The sequence below is a fragment of the Caulobacter sp. HMWF025 genome (genome assembly GCF_003060965.1).
Lineage (GTDB): Bacteria > Pseudomonadota > Alphaproteobacteria > Caulobacterales > Caulobacteraceae > Caulobacter.
In genome coordinates this window covers 1-6,226 of the sequence record NZ_QAII01000033.1, presented here as the reverse complement: position 1 = coordinate 6,226, position 6,226 = coordinate 1, and the positions used below count along the sequence as shown (strand labels likewise).

Genomic DNA, 6,226 nt, shown 5'->3' with positions numbered 1-6,226 from the left:
CCTGGCCCCTGGGCGTCTACATGTCCCGGGTCTGGAACGGCGAACGCACCTGGCTCGACCCGGTGCTGAAGCCGGTCGAGGCCCTGTTCTACTCGGCCGGCGGCATTGACCCGAAGAAGAGCCAGACCTGGCACGCCTACGCCCTGGCCCTGCTGGCCTTCAATGCCGTGGGCTTTGTGATGGTCTATGCCGTCCTGCGCCTGCAGGGCGAGCTGCCGTTGAACCCGCAGGGATTTTCGGGTGTGTCGCCGCACCTGGCGTTCAACACCGCCGCCAGCTTCGTAACCAATACCAACTGGCAGAGCTATGGCGGTGAGACCACGATGTCGACGCTCAGCCAGATGCTGGTTCTGACCGTGCAGAACTTCGTCTCGGCGGCCACCGGCGCGACGATCGCCGCCGCCCTGGCGCGGGCCTTTGTCGCCAATCGCGGCGAGGGGGTTGGCAATTTCTGGGCCGACCTGGTGCGCACCACGCTCTACGTCCTGTTGCCGCTGTCGATCGTGCTTTCGATCGTGCTCGTGGCTCTGGGCCTGCCCCAGACCCTCGCCGCCAGCGTTGATGCCAAGACCCTGGAAGGCGCGCCGCAAAAGATCGCCCTGTTCGCCGTGGCCAGTCAGGAAGCCATCAAGCAACTGGGCATCAATGGCGGCGGCCTCTTCAACGCCAATTCCGCCCACCCGTTCGAGAACCCGACGCCGCTGACCAACCTGATCACCGCGGTGTCGATCAATCTCCTCGGTTGGGCCGCCTTCTTCGCCTTTGGGCGTTCAGCCATGGCCCGCAAGGACATCCGGGCCCTGGTGATCTCGGCCATGATCCTGCTCTCGGCCGGTGCGGCGGCCATCTATGCCACCGAGACTCAGCCGGCCCCGGCCCTAGTCGCCGCACACGTCGACGCTTCGGTCAATATGGAAGGCAAGGAGGTTCGCTTCGGCGCGCCCTCGACAGCCGCCTGGGCGGCCATGACGACAGGGGCCTCCAACGGCTCGGTCAACGGCATGCATTCCAGCCTGATGCCCCTGGGCGGGGCGGTGACGATGTTCCTGATGCAACTGGGCGAGATCCTGCCCGGCGGGATCGGCTCGGGGATCGCCATCATGGTCGTCATGGCGCTGCTGGCGGTGTTCGTTGCCGGACTGATGGTGGGCCGCACGCCCGAATATCTCGGCAAGAAGGTCGAGGCGCGCGAGATCCAGCTGGCCATGCTGGCGGTGCTGGTGATCCCGCTGTCGATGCTGGGCTTTTCAGGCGTCGCCGCCGTGCTGCCCGAGGCCCTGAAGGGGCTGATGCACACAGGCCCGCACGGCCTGTCGGAAATCCTCTACGGCTACACCTCGGCCACAGCCAATAACGGCTCGGCCTTTGGCGGGCTGACGGCGAATGCGCCGTGGTGGAACACCAGCCTGGGGATCTCGATGATGCTGGGCCGCTTTGCCCCCATCGTCGCGGTGCTGGCCATTGCCGGCGCCCTGGCCGCCAAACCCAAGCTGGCCCCGTCTGCGGGCACCCTGCCCACCGATGGCGGCCTGTTCATCGGCCTGCTGATCGGGGTGATCCTGATCCTCGGCGGCCTGCAATTCTTCCCCGCTCTGGCCCTGGGCCCGATCGTCGAGCACTTCCAGGCGCTCGCCGCGGTCGTCAGCGTCCAATGACACAGCTGATCGCAAAGGCGATTTGAGATGACCACCCTAGAACCCGTCCTCGGAGACGGTCGCCGCAAGGCCAACACCCTGGCCGGCGGCCTGTCATCCGCGGTCCTGCTGCGGGCGGCCAGCGATGCCTTCGTCAAGCTGGACCCCCGAAGATTGACCAGCAATCCGGTGATCTTCACCACCTGGATCGTGGCCCTGCTTTCCACTGTTTCGGCGGTCGCGGCGGTGGTCGGCAGCCAGCCGGCCGGCTTCGCGATCCAGATCGCGCTCTGGCTTTGGGCCACGGTACTGTTTGCCAACCTGGCCGAAAGCGTCGCCGAAGGGCGCGGCAAGGCGGCGGCCGACAGCCTGCGGGCCACCCGCGTCACCACCAAGGCCAAGCTGATCATCGACCAGAAGGCGGGAACCATTGTCCCGACACCCGCCCACAAGCTGGGCGTCGGCGAAGTGATCCTGGTCGAGGCCGGCGACGTCATACCCACAGATGGCGAGATCATCGAGGGCATGGCCAGCGTCAATGAGGCGGCCATTACCGGTGAAAGCGCTCCGGTGATCCGCGAAAGCGGCGGCGACCGCTCGGCCGTCACCGGCGGCACCACCGTGGTCTCCGACTGGATCAAGGTTCGCGTCACCGCCGAGGCTGGCAACACCTTCCTTGACCGGATGATTGCCATGGTCGAGGGCGCTGACCGTCGCAAGACGCCCAACGAGATCGCTCTGGCGGTTTTGCTGGCGGGCCTGACCCTGATCTTCCTGATCGCTGTGGTCACCTTGCTGGGCCTGGGCAAGTTCTCGGGCGTGGCAATCGATCCGCTGGTTTTGGGTGCGCTGTTCATCACCCTGATCCCCACCACGATCGGCGGACTGCTCTCGGCGGTCGGCATCGCCGGCATGGATCGCCTGCTGAAGGTCAATGTGCTGGCCACCTCGGGCCGTGCTGTGGAAGCAGCGGGTGATGTCGATACGCTGCTGCTGGACAAGACCGGCACCATTACCTTCGGCAACCGCATGGCCACCGAAGTGATCGCCGCCCCCGGCGTGCGTCCTGAGGTCGCCCTGCGCGCCGCTGTCAGCGCCTCTCTGGCCGACGAGACGCCGGAAGGCCGCTCGATCGTTGAACTGGGCCGCAATCAGGGGATCGTCGTCGAGGTGCCGGCCGGCGCAACCTCGATCCCGTTCAGCGCTTCGACCCGTCAGTCGGGCCTGGATGCCGGATCGATGTCCTGGCGCAAGGGGGCCGTGGATGCCGTCTATCGCAGCCTGGCCCTGGACCCGAAAACGGTCCCGGCCGAACTGCTCGGCGCAGTGGACCGCATCGCCCGCTCGGGCGGCACGCCCCTGGCGGTCAGCGAGAACGGCGCCCTGGTCGGCGTCATCCACCTGAAGGACGTGGTCAAGCCCGGCGTCAAGGAACGCTTCGCGGATCTGCGCCGCATGGGTCTTCGCACCGTGATGATCACCGGCGACAACCCGGTGACCGCTGCGGCGATCGCCTCCGAGGCCGGGGTCGACGATTTCCTGGCCGAAGCCACGCCGGAGGACAAGCTGCGGCTGATCCGCGAGGAACAGGGCCGGGGTCGTCTGGTCGCCATGTGCGGCGACGGCGCCAACGACGCGCCAGCCCTGGCCCAAGCAGATGTCGGGGTTGCCATGCAGACCGGTGCCCAGGCCGCCCGTGAGGCCGGCAACATGGTCGATCTCGACAGCGACCCGACCAAGGTCATCGAGATTGTCGAGGTCGGCAAGCAGATGCTGATCACCCGCGGTGCCCTGACCACCTTCTCGATCGCCAATGACGTGGCCAAGTACTTCGCCATCATCCCGGCGATGTTCGTGGTCTCGCTTCCGGCCTTGGGCGGCATGAACATCATGCGTCTCCACAGCCCGGAGAGCGCGATCCTGTCGGCGGTGATCTTCAACGCCCTGGTGATCGTGGCCCTGATCCCGCTGGCCCTGCGCGGCGTGAAGTACCGGGCCGTCGGTGCCGGCAAGCTGCTGTCGCGCAACCTGCTGATCTATGGCCTCGGCGGTCTGGTCGCGCCGTTCGTCGGCATCAAACTGATCGACATGCTCGTATCCAGCCTCGGCCTGGCCTAGGCGGCCTTCCTCGGAGACTCAAAAGTCATGCTCTCCCACCTCCGTCCGGCCCTCGTCTCGATGGGCCTGTTCACCGTCCTGCTGGGCCTGGCCTATCCCCTGACCCTCACCGGCGTGGCCCAGGCGGCGTTTCCCGAACAGGCCAATGGCAGCCTGCTTCGGGACGCCAAGGGCACGGTGATCGGCTCGGCCCTGATCGGCCAGCCCTTCACAGCCGACAGGTATCTGCACCCCCGTCCGTCGGCGGCTGGCTCAGGCTATGACGCCTCGGCCTCGAGCGGCTCCAATATGGGTCCGATGAATGAAGCCCTGGCCGAGCGGATCAAGAGCGAGGCCGACGCCCTGCGGGCCGAAAGCCCAGGGGCCGTCATTCCGGCCGATGCCGTGACCACCTCGGGCTCGGGTCTCGATCCCGACATCTCGCCGGCCTATGCCCATCTGCAGGCCGCCCGGGTCGCCAAGGCGCGGGGCCTGACGACGGCACAGGTCGAGGCCGTGGTCGACGCCCATATCCAGGGCCGGCTTCTGGGCTTCATCGGTCAGCCCCGTGTCAATGTGCTAAGGGTCAACCGGGCGCTTGATGCCCAGGCTCCGGGCTAGACTCTTGCCGGTCGACGAACGCGGACATTCTGACGGGCGTCCTGATCCTGAGGCGCTTCTGGCCGCCGCCAACCGGGCGAGCCGGGGGCGTCTTAAGGTGTTTCTGGGCATGGCCCCCGGTGTGGGCAAGACCTACGAGATGCTGCGCGCCGCCCGACGCCGCAAGGCCAAGGGGGATGACGTCGTCGTCGGACTGGTCGAGACCCATGGTCGTCGCGAGACCGAGAGTTTGCTGCGGGACATGGCGGTCATGCCCCGCAAGCCCATGGATCACCGCGAGCGGGTGGTCATGGAGTTCGATCTTGACGGGGCTTTGGCGCGCAAGCCGCAACTGCTTCTGGTCGACGAATATGCCCATTCCAACGCGCCAGGCTCGCGCCACCCCAAGCGCTGGCAGGATGTCGAGGAACTGCTGGCGGCGGGCATCGATGTCTGGACCACCCTGAATGTCCAGCACCTGGAAAGCCTGGTCGATGTGGTGCTGCGCATCACCGGGGTGCGTCAGCGCGAGACCGTGCCTGACCGCGCCCTGTCACGGGCCGACGACATCGAAGTTGTCGACATCACGCCGGATGAACTGCGCGAGCGCATGGGGGAGGGCAAGGTTTATGTGCCGGAAACGGCACGCCTGGCCTCTGAGAACTTTTTCAGGGTCGAGAACCTCACAGCGCTGCGGGAGCTGGCCCTGCGACGGGCGGCCCAGACCGTGGACGACCAGCTCGTCGCGGCCATGCGGGAGAAGGGCGTAGAGGGCCCCTGGGCGGCCGGCGAGCGGATACTGGTTCTGGTCGGGGGAGACACGATGGCGGCCTCCCTGGTCCGCACGGGCCGCAGACTGTCCGACATGATGATGGATGCGCCGTGGACCGTCGCCCATGTCGAGCGACCCGACCGCTCCGCTGCAAAGCCGGAAGCTGCGGCCAGGGTCGGCGACGCGCTGAGACTGGCCGGACAACTGGGTGGCACGACGCTGGTTCTCAACGGATCCGATGTTGTGGCGACCGTGATGGCCTATGCGCGGCGCAACAACGTCACCCAGATCGTCATCGGCAAGTCGGCCGACAGCCGCTGGCGCGAACTTCTGGGCCGGTCCCTGGCGGCCGCGCTGCTGCGCGAGGCGCGCGGAACGGCGATCCATGTCGTCACTGAATCCGCGCCAGAAGCCCCGGTACAGCGACGGCGTTCCCGGACCGCCCTGGCCTGGCAGGGCTATCTGACCGGCGCGGCCTTCGTCGGGGTCGCCACCCTGTGTGCCTGGGGGCTGGATGTGGCCTTCGACCGGGTGGATCTGGGCATGATTTTTCTGGCCGCCGTGCTGGCGGCCGGGGTTCTGCACGGGGTCAGACCTGCCCTGGCCGCCGCGACCGCCGCCTTCCTCGTCTACAATTATCTGTTTCTCGCGCCGCGCTACAGCTTCCAGATCGGATCACCGACCGATGTCCTGACCCTGCTGGTGTTCTGGGCCGTGGCGCTCGCTGTCGGCGGTCTGGCCGGCCGGGTTCGCGACCAGGGACAGAATGCCCGGCATCGGGCGGTGGCTGTAACGGCCCTTCTGGCGGCCAGTCGGACCTTCTCGGCCGCAGCCGGGCGCGAGGCTGCGGCGCTGGCCCTCGCCGAGCAGGCCGCCGCCGCCGCCGGATCCAGGGCCGTCGTCCTGCTCCCTCGGAACGGTGAGCTAGAGACGGCAGCGGGCGTTCCGGACATTGAGCCGCTCGATGTCGCGCTGATGGCCGCAGCCCGCTGGGCCTGGGAGAAGGGGGAGCCCGCAGGCTTCGGTACCGGGACCCTGCCGCAGACCCGCTGGACCTTCTGGCCCCTCGATGGCGTGCGGTCGCGGGCCGGGGTCGCGGGCATCGAGGCGGGGGGGATGACCC

Annotated in this window: 4 protein-coding genes; all 4 read left to right on the top strand. The window is 67.6% G+C overall.

Annotated features, from left to right (window positions below; genetic code table 11):
- Positions 1–1,655, top strand: a 1,655-nt coding sequence (kdpA, locus tag DBR10_RS04510; protein ID WP_108556175.1) for a potassium-transporting ATPase subunit KdpA, incomplete at its 5' end; no start/stop codon positions are given.
- Between the two features lie 27 nt (positions 1,656–1,682).
- Positions 1,683–3,752 (top strand): potassium-transporting ATPase subunit KdpB, encoded by a 2,070-nt coding sequence (gene kdpB, locus DBR10_RS04505; RefSeq protein WP_108556173.1) that lies wholly within the window; start codon positions 1,683–1,685, stop codon positions 3,750–3,752.
- A gap of 27 nt (positions 3,753–3,779) precedes the next feature.
- Positions 3,780–4,352, top strand: coding sequence for a potassium-transporting ATPase subunit KdpC (kdpC, locus tag DBR10_RS04500; RefSeq protein WP_108504436.1), 573 nt, complete (start codon positions 3,780–3,782; stop codon positions 4,350–4,352).
- 109 nt (positions 4,353–4,461) lie between these two features.
- The coding region (locus DBR10_RS04495; protein ID WP_233243270.1) for a DUF4118 domain-containing protein at positions 4,462–6,226 on the top strand (1,765 nt) is incomplete at its 3' end.